General features: G+C 61.9%; 14 protein-coding genes. 11 read left to right on the top strand and 3 right to left on the bottom strand.

The features are described from left to right. Positions 1 to 31 precede the first annotated feature (31 nt). Positions 32 to 1309: an MFS transporter gene (locus PQU94_RS06010; RefSeq protein WP_272740566.1), complete on the top strand. Its 1278-nt coding sequence runs from the start codon at positions 32 to 34 to the stop codon at positions 1307 to 1309. Positions 1310 to 1412: 103 nt separating this feature from the next. On the opposite strand, the gene PQU94_RS06005 is transcribed toward PQU94_RS06010, so the two are convergent. Next, positions 1413 to 2870 carry a M23 family metallopeptidase gene (locus PQU94_RS06005; RefSeq protein WP_272740565.1) on the bottom strand — a complete coding sequence of 486 codons (1458 nt, stop codon included), beginning with the start codon at positions 2868 to 2870 and terminating at the stop codon, positions 1413 to 1415. A gap of 529 nt (positions 2871 to 3399) precedes the next feature. Between PQU94_RS06005 and PQU94_RS06000 the strand changes: the two genes are divergently transcribed. The 6 genes from PQU94_RS06000 to PQU94_RS05975 all read left to right on the top strand — a co-directional run bounded on the left by PQU94_RS06000 (position 3400) and on the right by PQU94_RS05975 (position 11807). Beyond that, positions 3400 to 6945 carry an intermembrane phospholipid transport protein YdbH family protein gene (locus PQU94_RS06000; protein WP_272740564.1) on the top strand — a complete coding sequence of 1182 codons (3546 nt, stop codon included), beginning with the start codon at positions 3400 to 3402 and terminating at the stop codon, positions 6943 to 6945. A 133-nt stretch (positions 6946 to 7078) separates the two neighbouring features. After that, positions 7079 to 7276 (top strand): YnbE family lipoprotein, encoded by a 198-nt coding sequence (locus PQU94_RS05995; RefSeq protein ID WP_272740563.1) that lies wholly within the window; start codon positions 7079 to 7081, stop codon positions 7274 to 7276. Positions 7277 to 7287: 11 nt separating this feature from the next. Continuing rightward, the gene (locus tag PQU94_RS05990) at positions 7288 to 7665 is read left to right on the top strand and encodes a YdbL family probable chaperone protein (RefSeq protein WP_272740562.1); all 378 of its coding nucleotides are present in this window, start codon (positions 7288 to 7290) and stop codon (positions 7663 to 7665) included. Positions 7666 to 7977: 312 nt separating this feature from the next. Next, complete coding sequence (locus PQU94_RS05985) at positions 7978 to 9096, top strand: acyltransferase family protein (RefSeq protein WP_272740561.1); 1119 nt, start codon at positions 7978 to 7980, stop codon at positions 9094 to 9096. 430 nt (positions 9097 to 9526) lie between these two features. Continuing rightward, positions 9527 to 10690 (top strand): CHAP domain-containing protein, encoded by a 1164-nt coding sequence (locus tag PQU94_RS05980; protein WP_272740560.1) that lies wholly within the window; start codon positions 9527 to 9529, stop codon positions 10688 to 10690. 112 nt (positions 10691 to 10802) lie between these two features. Continuing rightward, complete coding sequence (locus PQU94_RS05975) at positions 10803 to 11807, top strand: magnesium transporter CorA family protein (protein ID WP_272740559.1); 1005 nt, start codon at positions 10803 to 10805, stop codon at positions 11805 to 11807. Between the two features lie 133 nt (positions 11808 to 11940). On the opposite strand, the gene PQU94_RS05970 is transcribed toward PQU94_RS05975, so the two are convergent. Beyond that, entirely contained in the window at positions 11941 to 12429 is a 489-nt protein-coding gene (locus PQU94_RS05970) for a transcriptional repressor (RefSeq protein WP_272740558.1), read from the bottom strand. Positions 12430 to 12571: 142 nt separating this feature from the next. On the opposite strand from PQU94_RS05970, the gene PQU94_RS05965 reads away from it, so the two are divergent. Both PQU94_RS05965 and PQU94_RS05960 read left to right on the top strand, forming a co-directional pair. Beyond that, positions 12572 to 14581 (top strand): TonB-dependent receptor plug domain-containing protein, encoded by a 2010-nt coding sequence (locus PQU94_RS05965; RefSeq protein WP_272740557.1) that lies wholly within the window; start codon positions 12572 to 12574, stop codon positions 14579 to 14581. 461 nt (positions 14582 to 15042) lie between these two features. Further along, positions 15043 to 15831, top strand: coding sequence for a SapC family protein (locus PQU94_RS05960; protein ID WP_272740556.1), 789 nt, complete (start codon positions 15043 to 15045; stop codon positions 15829 to 15831). 172 nt (positions 15832 to 16003) lie between these two features. On the opposite strand, the gene PQU94_RS05955 is transcribed toward PQU94_RS05960, so the two are convergent. Further along, a complete protein-coding gene (locus tag PQU94_RS05955) occupies positions 16004 to 16414 on the bottom strand; it encodes an acyl dehydratase (RefSeq protein WP_126419615.1) in 411 nt (136 codons plus the stop codon). Between the two features lie 258 nt (positions 16415 to 16672). On the opposite strand from PQU94_RS05955, the gene PQU94_RS05950 reads away from it, so the two are divergent. Beyond that, positions 16673 to 17923, top strand: a complete 1251-nt coding sequence (locus PQU94_RS05950; protein ID WP_272740555.1) for a helix-turn-helix domain-containing protein — start codon at positions 16673 to 16675, stop codon at positions 17921 to 17923. A 195-nt stretch (positions 17924 to 18118) separates the two neighbouring features. Next, complete coding sequence (ispG, locus tag PQU94_RS05945) at positions 18119 to 19252, top strand: flavodoxin-dependent (E)-4-hydroxy-3-methylbut-2-enyl-diphosphate synthase (protein ID WP_272740554.1); 1134 nt, start codon at positions 18119 to 18121, stop codon at positions 19250 to 19252. Positions 19253 to 19323 lie beyond the last annotated feature (71 nt).

Raw genomic sequence — 19323 nt, 5'->3', positions numbered from 1 at the left:
TCATTCGCGGACCTATTTACCGGATATCGCCGTGACCCCTCCCGTTTCGCCTGAAATCGTTTCCGAGCCGCCTTCGCCGCCGGAATCGCAAAACCCGTTCCGCATACCCGCCTACCGCAACTTCTGGATCGCCCGCCTGTGCTCGGTGCTGGGCTTTTCGTCGCAAAGCGCGGTCATCGCCTGGCAGATCTATGAGACGGCGCGCAAGGATTCCGGCATCGGCGAGGCGGCGCTGTATATCGGTCTGATGGGGCTGACGCAGTTTATCGCCATGTTCGCCTTTACGCTGCCGGCGGGCATCGTGGCCGACCGTTATGACCGTAAAAAGATCATGGGCTATACGATCGCGGCGCAGGCCGTGATTGCGCTGGGCTATATGGGGCTGTCGGCGCTGGATCATCCGCCGATTGCCGGACTGATTGCCCTGTCCTTCTTTCTGGGGGCGTCGCGCGCCTTTATCGCCCCGGCCTCATCGGCCATCGGCCCGATGCTGGTGCCCAAGGCGATTTTGCCGCGCGCCATCGCCTCCAATGCCCTGGCGTTTCAGATCGGCGGTATCTCCGGGGCAGCGGTCAGCGGCCTGTTGCTCAGTGTTTCTGCCATGTTCGCTTACGGCTTTTCGGCGGCGCTGTTTGTCATCGGCGGCGTGCTGATCGCCACGCTGAAGGCCGATACGCATCCCGTCAATGCGCCCACTGGCTCCAAGATGGAGATGGTGCGCGAAGGCCTGATCTATATCTGGACCAACAAGATCGTTTTTGGCGCCCTGTCGCTCGATCTGGCGGCGGTGCTGCTGGGTGGGGCGACGGCGCTGCTGCCCATCTTTGCGCGCGACATCCTGCACGCTGGGGAAATCGGTTATGGCGCGCTCAGGGCCGCCCCGGCGGTGGGGGCCATGATGACGGCCCTGTGGCTGGCGCGGCGGCCTCTGAAATACAAGGCCGGCAAATGGATGTATGGCGGCGTGGCGGTGTTTGGCCTGATGACCATTATTTTCGGGCTTTCGACCAACATCTTCGTGTCGGTGGCAGCACTCGCCGTGCTGGGCGCGGCGGATATGGTCAGCGTCTTTGTGCGCGGGACGCTGGTGCAGATCGTGACGCCTGACCCCATGCGCGGACGGGTGGCCTCGGTGTCCTACCTGTTTATTGGGGCGTCGAACGAGCTGGGTGAATTCGAAAGTGGCGTAGCGACGCGCCTTCTGGGGCCCATTGGCGCGGCCCTGTTCGGCGGCATTGGCGCGATACTGGTGACGGGCGCGTGGATCAAGCTGTTTCCGGCGCTGTATCGTGTGGACAGGTTGGAATAGCGAATAGTATTGAAACGGGCGATCCGTGGCGTCGGCTTCGTACTATACAGTCAGTCCTCGCCTTGGCGAAAAAAAGCCCGGCAAAACCGGGATTTTTTGTCTGTTACTGACTACCGCGGCTGGTGGACAGGGCCGGGCGCAGCGGGATGTTCTTGCGTTCTGTCTTGGCGACCAGCTTGTTGGCCGCGCCGGAGTCTTCGTACTTGTACGGTGTGGTCTTCATGGCCAGCGCCTGAGACGGCTGATTGTCCTGCGTGCGCTTGAGGTCGGCCATGGCGATCATGGTGTCCAGTTCGTGCTTACGGGCTTTGAACGCCACCAGGTCCTGACCGGCCAGAATGGTGCCTTGCGGCACCTTGGCGTCCTTCGGATTGATCGGATGGTTCTTGTACCACACTTCGAAGTGCAGGTGCGGGCCGGTCGAATTGCCGGTCGAACCGACATAGCCGATCAGTTCGCCCTGCTTGACGCGCTGACCGGGGCGAACCTTGATCTGCGACATGTGGGCATAGCCGGTCGCCCAGTCGCTATTGTGCGACACGCGCACCCATCGGCCATAGCCGCCCCACCATTTGGCATCGGCCACGACGCCGTCACCGGCGGCGTAGATGGGGGTGCCCGTACCGGCGGCAAAGTCGATGCCGGTATGCATCTTCATAAAGCCCTGAATGGGGTGGCGACGCATGCCGAAACCGGAGGAGGTGCGGGCTGCGGCGACCGGCGTCGCCAGCAGGAAGCCTTTGATATTCTTGCCCGTATCGTCGAAGAACTGCGCGTCCTTGTCGCCCTTGCGCTTATAGGAGTAGAAGCGCGTAATGTGGCCCTTGGCGCTGATTTCGGCATAGAGCAGATTGCCGGATTCCACGACGCGGCCGCTCTCGGTCACCTTGCGATCAAATACCAGCTTGAAGGTGTCGCCCGGCTGGATATCGCGTTCAAAGTCGATCTTGTGCGCGAACAGTTTGAGCACCTGACCGGTAACATTCGGCGTGGCCCCCAGCGCCGTGGCCGAGGTGATCAGCGAGCCGTCGATAGTGCCGATGGCGACGCGGCGCTCATCACGCACGGATTCTTCGAGCGCGCGCAGGCGCATCGACCCGTCATGGCTGGTGGTCAGTGTCAGTTGCTTGGCCGGGCCGGTACGCACGGTCAGACCCAGAAGCTGCGCCGGGGCGTTGCCGGCTTCCGGGCGGGCGATGGCGGCCTGAAGGCTTAACCCCTTGCCGACATTGACGACGTCAAAGGCCTGGGACAGGAGGGTGACGGCGGCATTGGCCTCGGTCGAAGAGACGCCCGAACGGGTCAGGGCCTGGGTCAGGCTTTCGCCCGCACGCACCATGATCTGAACATTTACGGGTTGGGTGAAGCCCGGACGCGCTGCCGCTTCGGCCAAGGCACGGGTTTCCAGCGCCAGGGTCGCACTGGGGTCGAGGGTCGGCAGTTCGCTCGGCAGCGGCTGATAAACGCGCCAGACCAGAGTGGCCACCGTCAGGGCGGTCGCGGAGACCAGCACCATCGGGGTCAGGCGCACAGGTTGGCGGCGAGGGTCGAGTTGAGCCATTACGATCCAAAAACGGTATACGAGGTTTACACAACGCGGGCTCTACTCAAAACGGAGCCGTTTTCTCCGCCGCCCAGTTAGCCTGTATTTCCCTGTTTCAGGGAATGCGCGATCCGACGAGTTGCCGCAGACGCGAATTTGAAAGTGTTAACGCCCCTGCATACGCCGGAATAAGGCCAAAATGAGGCGCGCTCCGCCATCTATATCGCCGTTTTTCTGAGATTGGGCGACGAAACGGTCTGTCCCGATTAGAAGCAGAAGGTTAATATCCGGCTTAGACGGGCCGCAGGCCGGTGCATTTACGGGTTTTTTACGGCGGAGGGCGCGGGCGGACGGTCTTGGTCTGGGTGCGGATCACTTTGCGTAACGACGACCCAAAAAAATGCACGCGCCGGCGGATAAAGAAGCCGTAATGGTCCGGATACGGTAAGAAAAAGAATCGGTTATGCGCCGTTTTTTTAAGAGTTGTGTGCCATATTGCTGCCCTGAACCTTTGTCCAACCTTTTGATCCCGTGAGAGATTGATCCGTTGCGCACCCACATTCTGACCGATGCGCCTGAGGATGGAGGTGAGCTGTTGTTTCCTGTGCGGCTGCCGCCCCAGTCGAGTTTTACCCGTGCAGTCGGCAACGGGGGAGAGGCTGCGCCGTCACGTCCGAAGGGCGGCGGTGGTAAGGGTGGGGGGCCGACGTCCAGCGGTAAGGGCGGACCGGGTGGACCCGGACGACGCAAACGCTATCTGAAGGCGGGCGGCTGGCTGCTGCTGACCCTGTGGGGGGCGGCGGCGGTAGGCGTCATCGCCTATGCGGCGCGCAAGGACATAGCGCGCGAAGTGGCGCAGGGCTGGCTGCGTTCGAACGATATCCCGTCTGAGCTGCGCATCGACACCCTGAGTTTGAATCATGTGTCCGGCCGCATCGTGCTGGGTGAGGCCGGGCGGCCCGACCTGAAGATCGAACGCTTCGACATTGATTATGAGCTCAACCTGTTCCGGCTGGGCCAGCCGCTGACGCGCCTTAAGCGCATCCACCTCGTCAAACCCGAACTGAGCTTTTCCTATGATAAAATGGGCTTGGGTTTCGGGCGTCTGGACCGCCTGCTGAAAGGCGGCAGCGGGGGCGGCGGGCCTCTGCCCGACGAGATTCTGGTCGAGGATGCGCGCATCAGGGTGCGCACCGACTATGGCACAGTCGCGGCTACCGGCGGGCTCAGTCTGAAACAGGGGCGCTTGCGGGCGCTGAACGCCACCCTGATCCCCGGAGCCCTGAACGGGCCGCAATTGCAGGGGCAACTGTCCGACGGCCATATCCGTATTCAGGCCGAACCCGATGTCGATGCGGGTGAGGCGCTGCGCATCGACGCCAACCTGTCGGCGTCCGAACTGCTGTTCCCGGCCGCTCAGGCCCCGGAGGCCGAACTGGGTGATCCGCTGCCGCGCCTGAGCGGGGTCCATGCGGATCTTGATCTTCGACTGCCCTATCGTCGCCTGTCGGACGAAGCCTCGCGCAAATCGCCCCTGTCGGCCTTTGACGGTATGCTGAGCGGCGTGCTGGCCTTGCGTGCCGACGCCGCAGACGGGGCCGGGGCGTCCTCCGTTCGGGGGCTGGACAGCACGCTGAGCCTCAATGGCCGGGCCGATTTTGAAAACACGCGGGTGGCCTTTTCGGGGACTTCGCAGGTGATGGCGACGCTGGACAGTTTCCGAAACGGTGCCATGCAGGGCCGCACCGTGCGGGTGGCCGCGCACGACCTGACGCTGCGCAGCGATCTGGCGCTGGATGCCGCTTCGGCCGTGACGCTCGATGGCCCCTTGAGCCTCAAGGCCGGGGTTTTTACGCAGGACACCTTGTCGCTCAATGAGGCGGCGCTGGACCTCTCCGGTTTCTCGCTGGCGCACGGCTCCGAAGGCACCGATCTCAGTTTCGAAGGCCGCGCCGTGGCCGCCCGCGCCGCGCAGGGCGATCTGAGTCTTTCCGGTGTGACCGCCCGGCTCGACGGCACGGGGCGCTTAGGGCCGGACGCCTATGAGATCGCCCTGACCACCGATGTTAACGGCCGTCAGGGCCGCTATCGCGGCATGGGCGCGCTGGCCGCAGATCGTGCCAGGGCTCTGGCCGAAAGCCGGGTGGCCTTTGACGCGGCCAATGCCCGTTTGCCCGCCGGGACGCCGCCCGTGCCCGCGCCGCCGCCGGGACCGGATCTGATGGTGTCTCTGCTGCGCGCCGCCGACCGCTTCAGCCTGAAGGCCGAGGCGGTGCGCGTCTCGCTGAGCGGTCAGGGCAACCGCCACCGCTTCGCCGTCAGTCCGGGTAAGCCGGTGCTGATCCGCCCGTTCGATGGTGGCGATATACGCCTGACGACCGATGCGCGCTCGGCCCTGATCGCCAGCGATACGCGCACCGCGTTCACGGTGGTGACAAGCGGCGACAATCTGCCTGCGCTCAAGGCCAGAGTGTCGGATTTCGGCTTTGGGGCGCAGGGGGCGCTCGATGGCCGGCTGACGCTTGAAGCCGGCTTCAACCTGGCCCCCGTCTATGGGGCGCAGGCCACCGCCAATGCCCGCTTTGTCTACAGTTCATCGGGCCTGTTGCAGGTGCGGCTTGACGATTGCCTGCCGTTTACCGCCGAGCGCGCCGATATCGGCGGTCGTCTGACCGCCTTTACCACCCGTCTGTGCCCGACAGCCGCCCCGGTCCTGACGATGAACAGCGGTCAGTGGCGCAGCGAAGGCCGCTTTGACGGCATGGCCGCTGCCGCCCCCGACTATCAGGTGGCATTGTCAGGCGGCGAGGGGGCCTTTACCGCCAGCAGCTTCCCCGATGCGGACGGTCTGGGCTTCACGGTGGCGCTGAAAACCCTGAAGGCCACGGACGCGATGGACGCGCCGCGCTTCCATCCGGTGCTGATCGCCGGTGACATGGTGCAGGGCCGCAAGACGCTGGACGGCAAGCTGGCCGTGACCTCCGCCGATGCGGCGGTGCAGGCGCGGGCCGATGGGCCTCTGGCGGAGATTGTCCTGCGTTCTGACCTCGCCAGCGGCAAGGGCCGCGCCGATCTTACCGCGACCCATCTCAGCTTTGCGCCACAAAAGCTGCAACCGCTCGACCTGACGCCGATGGTGGCGGGGGTGCTTCAGCGTGACACGACCGGTCGCGTCGATTTCAAGGGCTATTTCGGCTGGTCGCCGGACGGTTCGACCTCAGGCGGCGCGCTGACGCTGAATGAGATGGGCTTTACCAGCCCGGCGGGTTTGGTCGAAGGTCTGAACGGGCGGATTGACTTTACCTCTCTGGCCCCGCTGCAATCGGCGCCGGGTCAGACCTTGACGGCGCGTCGCGTCACCAGCGTGGTGCCGGTGAAGGACGTGCGCGCAGTGATGCAGTTCGCCGGGGATTATCTGAGGCTAGAAAGCGCGCGCGTCACCAGCGAAGGTGGCGACTTTGCGCTGGCCCCGATGGACGTGCCGTTCGATACGACCAAACCGCTCAGGGGTGAACTGAGCTTTGACAAGGTCGATTTCGGCAAGGTGGTGGCCTCAAGCCCGTTCGCCAAGGACGCCGAATTTAACGGGTTTGTGTCGGGCAAGCTGCCGTTCGAACTGAACGGCGGCAAGCTCAGCGTGCGCAAGGGCTATCTGCTGGGCGAGGGGCCGGGCCGCGTCTCGATCCGCCGCAACGCGGTGACCACGGTTGCGGCGCAGGGCGGCGCGGTCGCCAATGCCGACGCGGCAGCGGCACCGGCGGCATCGCCTTCCAACATCGTCGAAGGGCTGGCCTATCAGGCGATGGAGCATCTGGCCTATGACGAACTGTCGGCGGCGGTCAATTCGGACGATAAGGGCGTGCTGAACTTCAACTTCCGTATTGTCGGGCGCTATGATCCGCCTGAGCGTAAGGAGGCGAAGATCGGCCTGATCGACTATCTGCGCGGCACCTGGACGCAAAAGCCCATTGACCTGCCCTCTGATACCAGGGTCAATCTGAACCTCGACGTCAGCTATAATCTCGATGAGTTTCTGAAGGACTATATAGAGGTGCAGAAGCGCGGCGGTTTCGACTGGTCCAAGATCAAATAAAGCCCGATACGCAGGGTGCTCTTGCTGACACAATTATGCTCAATAGCCAGGGGTAGAATGTCTCTGTCATTCAGGCCCGGTTCAGCTTATAGCTGTTACCCATAAGTCATGATCTCTTGCTGTGGAGCCCTTCATGTTGAAATCCCCTGTCGCCCGCGCGGGCACAGCCGTCCTGTGTCTGGCGGGTGCGGCACTGACGGCGGCCTGCACGCCAACGGTTCGCCTCAAGGTCGATCCCATCACCATCTATGCCAAACTCGACGCCAATGTGCGGGTGTCGCTGGATGAGGACGTGAAGGCCCTCGTCAAACAAAATCCGGACCTGTTCTGAGGAATTCCGCTATGAAAAAGACCCTGTTTTCTATCCTCAGCGCCGTCGTCGTCTCCTCGGCGGTCCTGAGCGCCGGCGTCGCCCTCACCCCCCCGGCCTACGCCCAGTCGGCCGCCAAGGCCACCGTCGATGCCGCCAAGGCCGCCGGTACGGTTGGCGAGCAATCCGACGGCTATCTGGGCCTCGTTAAGGGCTCGGCCGATGCCGCCACCAAGGCCGCGGTTGAAGAAATCAATACCGGCCGCGCCCGCGTCTATGCCGAAGCCGCTGCCAAAAACGGCGTGTCGCCGGCCGCTGCCGGGGCCTCGGCCTACACCAACCTGATCTTCCCCAAGGTCAAGGCCGGCGAATATTACAAGGACGATTCGGGTAGCTGGAAGCGCAAATAGCGTCACCCCTAGCGCCTGTACGGTGTGCCCTGTGGCCCTGGTGGTCACAGGGCTTTTTCGTGTCTGAAAAGGCCGTTGCGTCCGATCGGCAGGATGCCTGGACTCATAAAAAATGAGCCTTGGTATGCTTTTCGAGACTTTCTGATGCCTTTGACGCATATGAGAAATTCTCGAGTTTTTTAAACGGTCGGATGCGGTCAGCGTCTTCGATCGTTGGTATAAAATGTGCAGAGCTTGCGCAAAGTGATTCAAAATATGGCCAGGATTCGCCTGACTGGCTTATTTCAGGACACCCCGCACAGGAACCCGCCTATGACGCCTGACCTTCGCGCCGCCGTTTCGGCCGCCCCCGCCGACACGATACGGCCTTTGACTTCGCTGCGCTTTTTCGCAGCGGTCTGGGTCATTCTTTATAGCTACTGGTCTGCGCTGGACGGCGCCGTCCCCATAGGCCTTATCGAAAAAGGCTATCTGGGGGTCGATCTCTTCTTCATCCTGTCCGGCTTTATCCTGAGCCACGTCTATATGGCGTCTCTGGCTGAGGGGCGTTTTCGGTACGATGCCTTCCTCGTCAATCGATGGGCGCGCGTCTATCCGCTGCATCTGGCCACCCTGTGTTTTGCCATCCTGTTGTGGGGGGCAGCGACGCTCAAGGGGATGACTGTGGACCGCAATCTGGTCAATTGGCCGTCCTTGCCCGCCCATCTCTTCCTTGTACAGGCGTGGGGTCTGGCACCGGAAGCGGCCTTCAACCATCCCTCGTGGTCTATATCGGCGGAATGGTTCGCCTATCTGCTGTTCCCAGTCTTTGGTGCGGTCGCCTGGTCGCTGCGGGCGCGCCCGTGGGTGGCCGTCGGTCTGTCGGTGACCTTCCTCATCAGCCTCTATATGATTTTTGAGACCATTATGGGCTTTGCGCTGACCTCGGCCACCGTCTTCTGGGGCGCGCTGCGGATCGTACCCACCTTTATGCTGGGGTGTGCGCTCTATCTGGTCTGGCGGGCCGACCGGCTGGCGCCACGCCTGGCGGTTATCGGCGCAGCGATTTTCAGCCTGATGGTCATCGTGGTGGCCTCCTGGGGGCGGATCGACGCCCTGATTGTGCCGCTGCTGGGGCTGATGCTGCTGTGCGTGTCGCGGTTTGCCAATGACGGCCCGTTGGGCAACCGCGTGCTGGTCTATCTCGGCGAAGTGTCCTTTGCCATGTATATGGTCTATGTGCCTTGGAAGTGGGTCTATCTCAATGCCATGGGGATGGTGCTGGGCACTGGCGACGCGCCACTGCCGCTGCTGTGGTGGGCCATCGGCCTGATCGCCATCGTGCCCATAGCCATGCTCGCGCACCACATTATCGAACTGCCCCTGCGCCGCGTCGTCCGCGATCTGGGTGACCGCCTTCGTTACCGACTCGCCTATCAACTGGCGCGTTAGATCCGTTTGCCCCAGGGACAGGCTGCGCCACCTGGGCCGCCGCCTTAATTGCGGCTTGAGCGGAATGATTCCAAGAGACATCATTCCGCTCTGATCTGTGAGCGGACGAAGGACTTAAAAATCGGGCGTTTTTTCCCGTGTGCGGCGAAAAGACGCCAATTTTTTTCGCGCACACCCTGAATTTATAGTTAACTGATGTTTAACGGCTTTTTTGCAACAATTGTCCGGCGAGCCCGTCCTGATGTGGGAAATTTACCACGTTGTGGAAAATAAAGGCTTTGTAAATGCCTATGAGTTATGTATCAAACCACTACCAGTAAATGTTGCGGGCGTTTTAGCTGATCTTTTTTCACCCGCAGCCACCCCCTGTAAGACCCCTAAGAGGACCGCCGGGTAGGCCCCTCGATCAGGCCCCAAATGGAGTGCTCGCGTGCTGAAAAGACTAAGCGTATTGGCGTTGTCCGCGGCTCTGGCCTTTAGTGCCGTGGGCGCGCAGGCTGCCGAAAAACAATCCCCGTACTGGCAATGCGTCACCTTCGCCCGCTCGATTACGGGCATGAACATTTTTGGTGATGCCTGGACCTGGTGGGAGGGTGCGACCGGCAAGTACGACAAAGGTCAGGCTCCCAAGGCCGGTGCGGTTCTGGTCTTCCGTCCTCAGGGCAAGATGCGACTGGGCCATGTGGCCGTTGTTTCTCAGGTGATTACCGACCGCGTTATTCAGATCACCCACGCCAACTGGTCGCCGATCGGCGGTCGTCGCGGGCAGGTCGAAAAAGACGTCACCGTCGTCGATGTCTCGGACAAGGGCGACTGGACCAAGGTCAAGGTGTGGTACGGCCCGATCGCCGATGTCGGCACCACCGTTTATCCGACCTATGGCTTCATCTATCAGGCGGCCCAAAAGGGGCAGCAAATGGGTGAAAGCCTCGTCACCCAGGTTCTGGACAAGCCGACCGTCAAAAAGCCTTCGGCTTTTGACAAGGTGGCCCAGAAGACCTCTTCGAAGACCAGCAGCAAGGCTCTGGTCAATGCGCTGGCCACCGATGCGGAAGCGCCGCGCAATCAGGCCCTCGCTTCGGCCAGCTCTGACGATGCCTCTGCCGCGAAGGCCGATGCGAAGGCAACCGATATTAAGGCTGACGCCAAAACCGCCGATAAGGGCGCAGATAAGAAGGCCGTTAAGGCAAAGACCGCTGTGGCCGATAAGGACTCCGACGCCAAGGAGACGTCGAAGGCCAAGGCCAAGACGACCAAGGGCGAAAAATCCGCCCGGCTGGCCGACAAGGACTCGGACAACGCCAAGGGCACGGCCAAGGCGGCCAAGATCACCGGCAAATCCGGCAAGACGGCGATCGCTGACTCGGACGACAAGTCAGATAGCAAGGCGGAAAAGCCGGTAAAGACCACCAAGGCGACGGGCAAGTCCGGCAAGACGGCTATGGCCGAAGCCGAAGACAAGGCCGACACAAAGGCGGGCGCCAAGGCAGAAAAGTCGACCAGGTCCGTCAAGGGTGAAAAGACCCCGGCCAGAAAGGTCGCCGAGGCTGAGGTCAAAAAATCCGAAAAGAAGAGCGAAAAGACCAAGGCCTGAATGGCGCCTGTCTGCTGTAGCTTTTTCACGCCGCTGGTGCCTGCCAGCGGCGTTTGACTTGTCAGAGAGGCGCAAAGCGGCCTATGCAGGGGCAGTCTGTGAAAGAGCCCCCATGCTGAACATCTATAGCCGAGAGGCGGCCCCGGAAGGGGCTTTTACCGTGGTGCCGCCCGAAGGGGCCGGGGACGAGGCCGGCTGGTGCGAGATTACACCGGACGGGGTATGGATCGACCTCTACAATCCCGACCGCGAGGAAGAACGCTATGTCGAAGGCGTCGTCGGGTTGAACCTGCCGACGCGCGAAGACATGCAGGAGATTGAGTTTTCGTCGCGCCTCTATCTCGAAGACGGGGCGGCTTTCATGACAGCGCAGGTGGCCTTTTATGGCGGCTTCGACCACCTGCAATCGGGGCCGGTGACCTTCGTCCTGCACCGGCAGCACCTGATCACCATTCGCTATATCGACCCCAAGTCGTTCAGCATTTTTGCCGACCGCACGGTGCGTCATCCGGAATCCTGTGGGCAGGCGCACGAGGCGCTGGCCAATCTGCTGGAGGTGCTGATCGACCGCACGGCCGACCTGCTGGAAAAGGCGTCAGGGACGGTGGATGAGATTTCCGGACGTATCTTCGCACCCAAACGCGGGCGCAATCTGGAAAAGGTTTTGCGTGAGCTGGGCCGCTGTCAGTCGGACACGGCGCGCATCCGCGACAGTCTGGTTTCCTTTGGCCGGTTGCTGCTGTTTGCGCGGGCGCTGGACCGTGAACTGGTCGGGACGGACGAGGCAGGCTTCAACGCCTTCCATGACAAGCTGCGCACGCTGGAAAAGGACGTGGCTTCGCTGAACGACCATTCGGCCTTCGTCTCGGGCAATATCGCTTATCTGCACGACGCGGCGCTGGGGGTGATCAATCTGGAGCAGAATACGACCATCAAGATCGTCTCGGTGGCCTCGGTCGCCTTTCTGCCGCCGACCCTGATCGCCTCGCTCTATGGGATGAATTTCGAATTTATGCCCGAACTGCACGTACCGTGGGCCTATCCGATCGTGGTACTTGCCATGATCGCCTCAGCGGTCGGACCGCTGGTATGGTTCCGCCTCAAGGGGTGGTTATAGGGTTATATTATACCAACGGCCAAGAATGCTGACTGCATCCGGCCGTTGAAGAAACGAGAATGTCTCATTTGTGTCAGTGACATGAGGCAGTCTCGAATAGAATGCCAAGGGTCATTTTCAATGACCCTTGGTATTAGCGACAGGCCTTGCACAGACCGCGCGCTTCCAGCGTCACCCGGCGGGTTTCAAAACCACTGGCGGCGGCCTGTTGGTCGATTTCGGGAAGGCTGACGGCCACTTCCTCGCTGCTGCCGCAGCAATCACAGAGCAGGAAGGCGGCGGCGTGCGGCTGCACCACCTGGCCGTCCGCATGGCCCTGACAGGCGACAAAGGCGTTCAGGCTTTCGATGCGGTGGATCAGCCCCATCTGCTCCAGAAAAGCCAGGGCACGATAGACCGTCGGCGGCTTGGCGGCCCCGTCCGGATGGAAGCGGTCGATGACGTCATAGGCCTTCACTGGGGCGTTTTCCCCCAATATTAGCTCTAGGGTCCGCAGGCGGGGCGCCGTCATGCGTTCGCCCTGCGCCTCACACAGACGCTGCGCCTCGCTGAGGCGCGCGGCGATGCGCCCGCTGTCGAGGTGATGGGCGTGGTCGTGATCGTGGTCGCAGGCGTGTGACATAGACATAACTTAGGCAGACTCGCGGCGTTTCGCAATTGCTGCGCAAAATGACGGCTTGACAGCAATTATGTTATTACATAACACATTGCCGTCCGGTATGGCCTTTGTGTGTGCCATCCGTCTTTTTCCGGGAGCCTTCCCCATGCAAACCCGTATGGTTCTCACCCTGACCGTGAGCCTTGGCGCGCTTGTCGCCGTCACCCCCGCCCTGGCCGATGCCGCGCCGCCGAAGGCCGATGACATCACCGAAGTCGTCATCACCGGCACCGGCTATAAGGTGTCGAAGGACGCGCTCATGTCGCACGTCGATATTCTGACGCGCACGCAGATCGACGAAAAACCGGCGGCGGGTCTGGGCGATCTTCTGGCCTATATGCCGGGTATCCGCTCCTCCAGCTTCGCTCCGGGGGCCAGCCGCCCGATGATCCGCGGCCTCGACGGTTTCCGTGTGCTGGTGCTGAATAACGGTATGGGCGTGGTCGATGTCTCGGCCCTGTCGCCCGATCACGCCATCCCGACCAGCCCGACCGAGGCGCGCCGCATCGAAGTCCTGCGCGGTCCGTCGGCGCTCGCCTACGGCGGCAACGCCATCGGCGGTATCGTCAACCTGATCGACGACCGCATCCCGTCACAGGGCGTCACGTCTGATAAAGGTTACGAAGGCACGGCCACACTTCAGGCCTCTTCCGCCGACAAGGGCGTGCAGGGCGCCGTCAACCTCAAGACCGGGCAGGGGCCCTGGGTCTTCACGCTGGATGCTTTCCGCCTGAAGTCCAGCAATTACAAGATCCCGGTGCCGGCCAAGCTGCCCTTCGTTACCGCCGCTGCCGGGGAAGACCCGGACACCTCGACCCGTCAGCAGAATTCGGCGCAGGATATGAAAAATATCGGCGCGGGCGTCTCCTATGTCGGCGATAAGGGCTTTATCGGCCTGAGCTACAAGAAGACGGATTATCTCTATGGCACGGCGGTCGATTCCGACGTGAAGATCGACCTCAGCCAGAAGCACTGGGATCTGCGCGGTACGCTGAACCTCGACTGGGCCGGCTTTACACGTCTGGACGGCTCGGCGGGCTATTCCGACTATCACCACGCCGAAATCGAAGGCGGCGAGTTGGGTACGCAATTCCTGTCGAAGGGCAGCGAGTTCCGCAGCGCCCTTGTCCGCGAAGGGGTCGGCAAGGTCAGTGGGACGGTGGGCGTCAGCCTGTCGAAGCGCGACTTCGAGGCCATCGGCGAAGAGGCCTTTGTGCCTTCGACCACCACCAAACAGGCCGGTGTCTTCACTCAGTACCGTTACGATAACGGCGCTTGGGGTCTCGAAGGCGGCGCGCGCGTCGATCAGACGCAACTGAAGTCGGCGACGGCGGCCTATGCGCACGATTTTAACACCGTGTCTGCCTCGCTGGGCAGCTTCTACCGCCCAACCGATCATAATTTCGTAGGCCTGAGCGTCACCCGCTCGGAACGCGCGCCGTCCGATGTCGAACTGCTGGCCGACGGACCGCACGGCGGTACGGGCCAGTACATCATCGGCGACCCCCGTTTCCGTACCGAGGTCGGGACCTCGCTGGAGCTGACCGGGCATATGATAGTGGACGGGCATAACCCCCTGTCGCTCGATGCGCACGTCTATACCAGCCATTTCGACAACTTCATCGACCTTCGCCCCACCGGTCAGGTGCAGGACGACCTGCCGGTCTTCCAGTATGTGCAGACCGATGCCGACCTTTACGGCCTCGAAATCGAAGCCAGTGCCCACCTGTTCAGCTATGCCGACCAGGCCGTCAGTCTGCACGCCGCCTATGACTATACGCACGGCAAGACCGCCATCGGCCCGGTGGTGCGTATCCCGCCGCAGGCCCTAACGCTTAAGCTGCAAAGCGTCAGCCCGCGCTGGGACTCCTATGTTGAGCTACGCGGCGTCGACAGTCGCAACGACCGACTGGCGGCCTTTGAGACGCCGACCGACGGCTATGTAACGGTCAACCTCTTCACCTCGTACAAGCTGCCCCAGCATCCGGGCACCAGCCTGTTCGCCGAGGTGCGCAATGTCGGCGATGTCGAAATGCGCGAAGCGACCTCCAGCACCAAAGACTCCGTCGTCGGTGCCGGTCGCAGCCTGCGTCTGGGCGTGGTCAGTAATTTCTGATCCTTCGCGGGTCGGGGCCTGCGCCGGAAACGCCCCCCGTTTCGGTGCCGGCCTGATCGGTGATCGCCGGAGCGCCGCGAAAACAGGTTCCTCCCTTTTGCGTCACGCTCTGGACCCTCAGACACGGCGGAAGCCCGTACTTCCGGGGTTCCTGCATTGCCGAAGTCAGCGCAGGCCGGCTTTTTTGAAACCACAGATTACACTGATTTCACAGATGGCGGTTCGTGCCGCTCTATTGGACAAGCGACCGATAGCTGTTAGACGCATCGAGGACATTCGTCGGCTCCACTCAGCCGCATCATGGCTCAAATCTGTGAAATCTGTGGTTTCTCTGCGCATAGGGTGTTTTTTGCGCGAATTGCGGCCTTTGCACTCGCCTGCCTGAACGTGCCGCTTGCGCTTTCCCGCTGGCATGGGCTAGAAGCGAAACTCCTCAGTTTTTACCACTACAAAGAGCGATCATGGAACAGGCTCAAGACCAACAAAGCGCGCTGACAGGGAACGTGCTGTTTTACAAGACCCCGGAACCCCTGAGCGTTGAAGCCCACAGCAATCTTGGCATCAGCGCTTCGGCCACGCCGCACGCCTTTGTCGCCGAAACCAATGTGGTGCCGCTGACCGTGGCGGAATTCCCGGCGGCCTCGCTGAGCTACCCCATCGTCTTTATCGGCGAAGCCCGCATGCCGGTCGCGGCCATGGGTCTGGCCGCCGGTCAGAACATGTTCGTGTCCCCCGAAGGCGTCTTCCGCCCGGACGCCTACCTGCCGGCCTTTGCCCGCCGCTATCCGTTCGTCTTCGCCAATGACGAGCAGGAACAGCGCATGATTCTCTGCGTGGACACCTCCTCGCCGGTGGTGACCGCCAACAATCCGGACGTGCCTTTCTTCGAAGGCGGCAAGCCGTCGGCCTTCGTTGAAAACGCCATGCAGTTCTGCTCGGACTTCGAAAACGAGCGCCTGCGCACCGAATCCTTCGTCAACCTGCTGAAGGATCTGGACCTTCTGGCGCCGCGCGAAACCATCTACCGCCCGGCTAATCCGGACGGTTCGCAGGGCGAGCCGCAAAAGATCGCCGAGTATTTCGCGGTCGATGAAGAAAAGCTGGCCAAGCTGCCGGCCGACAAGCTGGTTGAGCTGCGCGACAACGGTGCCCTGATGCACATCTACGCGCACCTGATCTCGCTGCTGGCCTGGGACAAGCTGATTGCCCTGACCATTGAGCGTAACCAGGGCGCTCCGGCGGTCAACTAAGCGTTCGCCGCTTTTACAATAGAAAAACCCCGGGGGCTCTGGCTGCCGGGGTTTCTTAATTTTACACGAAAAGGCACGAAACGCCAGACCATACGGCAAACTGCAACACTGAAAAAGGCCCCTCGGGCCGTATGGGTTCAGTCGGCTTTTTGTGTTTTTCGTGGCTAAATCCTTACCCGACAGGCGGCGGATTGCGCTGAAACACCGAGCGCGTCAGGCACGAAAAGACCAGACGCCCCGCCTCATCCAGAAGATCGTGCTGGGCGATGACAACGCCCTTGGTGTCACCCACCGCGTCCTTACCCATGATAGTCAGGCGACCGCGCAGCAGTTCGCCCGGCGGCGGGTTGCGCGACCAGCGCAGGGCATCAACCGCCAGCCGCTTGGTCTGCGGCCAGCCAGCGGCGGCTTCCTGCTCCAGCTTCGACCACAGGGCGAAGATCAGCGCATCAGGCAGGCCGTCCTGCGTGTTCCATGAGGGCGCGTAGGTGGCGCAAAACTGCTCCAGATCGCTTTGGGAAACGACGCCCGCGCCGATCGAGGCGACCTGACCAATCCACAAATCGTCAAAGGCGGCAGGCATGAGGAACTCCGTTCGAACAGGGAAGCCTCGTCTTCTAAGCTGTGTCGGACCGTTCGGCAACGCTTTTGCACAGGCGGTCACAAAAGGCAGAAAGCCTTATGGTCAAAAGCCTTACGTATTGATTTGGGACGGGCGGTGTGGTTTGGTTTTTCCTAACGCTGGGGGCCCTGAAGACGGTTTCGACGCAGCGGGATCCGGTTTCGTACCGGAGACCGCCGGGCGTCATCCGGGACAGCGTGCAGAGTTTGCCAAAGTACCATGAGTGCACAGGACAATATTACGGTTCTTGAGGACGAGGCCTATACCGGCCTGTTCCTGACGGCTGAGCGCGACGCAGCGGTGCGCGCGCAGGGTCAGGTGCTGGCCGGAGGGCGGGTTCAGGATCAGGCACAACCCCTGGCCAGCGATCCCGAAACCCTCGGCACGATCCTGCGCAGCACGCGCGAGGCGCAGGGTTTTTCGCTCGAATACATGGCCGATATGACCCGCGTGAAGCGCGGCTATCTGGAGGCGCTTGAAGATGCCGCCTATGATCGCCTGCCGTCGCGGGCCTTTTCCATCGGTTTCGTCAAGGCCTATGCCAAGGCGCTGGGGCTGGACGAAGAGAGTCTGGCCGACCTCTTCAAGCGCTCCTTTGCCGACCCGGCACAGTCGGACAAGCTGCGCGCCCCTGTGGGGGCCGCCTTCGAGGATTTGCGCCCCAGCTATCGTCTCTATGGCGGCATAGCGGCAGCGCTGGTGCTGTCGGTGGTGGCATGGAACCTGTTTCAGCGCACACCCGGCTGGGGCGGTCACCACGCCCAATCGACGGACCTGATGCCGCAGAAATGGTCGCCAGGCGTGCCGCTGGTGCGTGAAAAGCTGCTGTTGACGCAGTCGGCCCCCGCGCCAAAGGATCAGGACCTGCCGGTCCCCTATTACACGCCGGGGCTGGAGGAGGGATTTGCCGCCATTGACGCCGAGCGCGCTGAGCAAAATCCCGCGGCAGCCGTGGGTGTGCCGCTACAGATGCGAAAGGCCTTCAACCCGCGCGGCGCGGTCTTCGGGGCGACGCCCGCGGACTCCATGGTGACGATTCAAGCGCAACGAAGCGTCAATCTGGTCATCAGCGGTACGGACAAACGCGTCTATTTTGCGCGGCAGCTGGGGCCGGGGGAAGCCTATCGTCTGCCGCAGGTGAGCCCGATCAGCCTGCTGATCGACGTGGGCGACCCCAAGGCCTTCGAAATCTATTATAACGGAGAATTTGCCGGGGTGATGGAGGAGCGCTCGACCTCGGTGTCCAAGCTCAATGCCCGCGCGGGGGCGCTGGCCAAGCTGATGGATGCCCAGATGGAAGCCCTGCGCCCGGCAGGCCGCGGCCCGGCGGCGGGCGAAACATTGGCGGCCACGGCTCCGGCGCGGGTGGTTCCGGCGGAGGTGCCGGTGCGTGAGGGGCCCATCCCCTACGTGCCGCCCGCTTCCCCGTCTGCCGAGCCGGCGACTGACCCTGCGCCGCCCCAGCCCTGATTATACCAACGGCCGAAAAAGCCGATCACATCCGGCCATTGAATGATCGGGAATTTTTCATATGTATTAAAGACATGAAAAGTTCTCGAAAGGCATGCCCAGAGTCATTTTCAATGACCCTTGGTATTATTCCGGCTGGTAAAGGCGGAGATGAAGGCTTACATAGGGCGCGTAAAGCCCCGTATCCCAGAGTGCATGATGACTGACCATACGCATGTCCGCCCATGGCGCATGATCGAGCGCCGCAAAAGCCGCAAGATCCGTGTCGGCAAGGTCGAGGTCGGTGGTGACGCCCCGATCAGCGTTCAGTCCATGACCAATACGCGCACCCACGATGTCGATGCCACCGTGCGTCAGATTCACGCGCTGGAAGAGGCGGGGGCCGATATTGTGCGCGTCTCCTGTCCCGACGTGGACTCGACGGTGGCGCTGAAAGAGATCGTGCGTCAGGTCAATGTGCCGATCGTCGCCGACATCCATTTCCACTATAAGCGCGGTATCGAAGCCGCCATGGCCGGCGCGGCGTGCCTGCGCATCAATCCCGGCAATATCGGCTCACCCGAGCGCGTGCGTGAGGTGATCAAGGCGGCCAAGGACTATGGCTGCTCGATGCGCATCGGCGTCAATGCCGGGTCGCTGGAGAAGGAACTGCTGGAAAAATATGGCGAGCCGTGTCCGGACGCCATGGTCGAAAGCGCTTTGTTCCACGCCAATATCCTGCGCGATAACGACTTCCACGAATTCAAGATTTCGGTAAAGGCGTCGGACGTCTTCCTGACCGTAGCCGCCTATCAGGCCTTGGCCGATGCCATTGACTGCCCGCTGCATATCGGTGTGACCGAGGCCGGACCGTTGCGCACCGGCACCATTAAGTCGGCCATTGGGCTGGGCAATCTGTTGTGGGCCGGGATCGGTGACACCATCCGCGTGTCGCTGGCAGCCGATCCGGTCGAAGAGATCAAGGTGGGCTTCGATATTCTCAAATCGCTGGGCCTGCGTCACCGCGGCGTCAACATCATCGCCTGCCCATCCTGCGCCCGTCAGGGCTTCAACGTCATCGAGACGGTGGCGAAGCTCGAGGAACGTCTGGCCCATATCGCCACGCCTATGTCGCTGTCGATCATCGGCTGCGTCGTCAACGGGCCGGGCGAGGCGCTGTACACGGATGTTGGCTTCACCGGCGGCGGGGCCGGGGCGGGTATGGTCTATATGGCGGGCAAGCCGGACCATAAGGTCTCCAATGACGACATGATCGAGCACATTGTCGGTCTGGTCGAAGCCCATGCCGCCAAGCAGAGTGAGATTGAGACGACGCCGGAAGCGGTCTGAGACGGCGCTTATCATGATGCAAAAGCCCCGTCAGGTTTGGCCTGACGGGGCTTTTTTGTTGTACTGTAAGT

This window comes from Asticcacaulis currens (assembly GCF_028550395.1).
GTDB lineage: Bacteria > Pseudomonadota > Alphaproteobacteria > Caulobacterales > Caulobacteraceae > Asticcacaulis > Asticcacaulis currens.
This window is presented reverse-complemented; position numbering and strand designations above follow the sequence as displayed.

Excerpts from the sequence above, each read along its gene's own strand:
- PQU94_RS06005 (WP_272740565.1), bottom strand. The coding sequence starts at position 2,870 with ATGGCTCAACTCGACCCTCGCCGCCAACCTGTGCGCCTGACCCCGATG.
- ispG (WP_272740554.1), top strand. The coding sequence starts at position 18,119 with ATGATGACTGACCATACGCATGTCCGCCCATGGCGCATGATCGAGCGC.
- PQU94_RS05955 (WP_126419615.1), bottom strand. The coding sequence starts at position 16,414 with ATGCCTGCCGCCTTTGACGATTTGTGGATTGGTCAGGTCGCCTCGATC.
- PQU94_RS05950 (WP_272740555.1), top strand. The coding sequence starts at position 16,673 with ATGAGTGCACAGGACAATATTACGGTTCTTGAGGACGAGGCCTATACC.
- PQU94_RS05970 (WP_272740558.1), bottom strand. The coding sequence starts at position 12,429 with ATGTCACACGCCTGCGACCACGATCACGACCACGCCCATCACCTCGAC.
- PQU94_RS05975 (WP_272740559.1), top strand. The coding sequence starts at position 10,803 with ATGCTGAACATCTATAGCCGAGAGGCGGCCCCGGAAGGGGCTTTTACC.
- PQU94_RS05985 (WP_272740561.1), top strand. The coding sequence starts at position 7,978 with ATGACGCCTGACCTTCGCGCCGCCGTTTCGGCCGCCCCCGCCGACACG.
- PQU94_RS05965 (WP_272740557.1), top strand. The coding sequence starts at position 12,572 with ATGCAAACCCGTATGGTTCTCACCCTGACCGTGAGCCTTGGCGCGCTT.
- PQU94_RS05990 (WP_272740562.1), top strand. The coding sequence starts at position 7,288 with ATGAAAAAGACCCTGTTTTCTATCCTCAGCGCCGTCGTCGTCTCCTCG.
- PQU94_RS05960 (WP_272740556.1), top strand. The coding sequence starts at position 15,043 with ATGGAACAGGCTCAAGACCAACAAAGCGCGCTGACAGGGAACGTGCTG.
- PQU94_RS05995 (WP_272740563.1), top strand. The coding sequence starts at position 7,079 with ATGTTGAAATCCCCTGTCGCCCGCGCGGGCACAGCCGTCCTGTGTCTG.